This is a genomic window from Enterobacter sp. 198 (assembly GCF_009025585.1).
GTDB classification, from domain to species: domain Bacteria; phylum Pseudomonadota; class Gammaproteobacteria; order Enterobacterales; family Enterobacteriaceae; genus Enterobacter; species Enterobacter ludwigii.
Genome location: NZ_WCIM01000035.1, coordinates 3,124 through 3,419 on the forward strand (window position 1 = coordinate 3,124; position 296 = coordinate 3,419).

The following is a 296-nucleotide window of genomic DNA, read 5'->3' on the forward strand; positions in this document are numbered from 1 at the left end:
ACCGGGAAAGGCTTTCCCGCCCGTCCCGGCGTTATCAGGAGGCCGGTTTGTCAGAGAAACGGAACAAGATGCTCACCATGTGGGTGACGGAGGGCGAGCACCGGCGGCTGCTTGAGCGCTGCGACGGCAGGCCGCTGGCGGCGTGGATGCGGCAGACCTGCCTGGACGAAAAGCCTGCGCGCACCGGAAAGCTCCCCTCACTCTCGCCGGCGCTGCTGCGCCAGCTTGCCGGTATGGGCAATAACCTGAACCAGATAGCCCGCCGTGTTAACGCCGGCGGCGGCACCGGCCATGAC

Annotated in this window: 1 protein-coding gene; it reads left to right on the forward strand. The window is 66.9% G+C overall.

The annotated features are described in order from the left end of the window. Positions 1-47: 47 nt before the first annotated feature. The coding region (locus F8561_RS24130; protein WP_151888059.1) for a MobC family plasmid mobilization relaxosome protein at positions 48-296 on the forward strand (249 nt) is incomplete at its 3' end.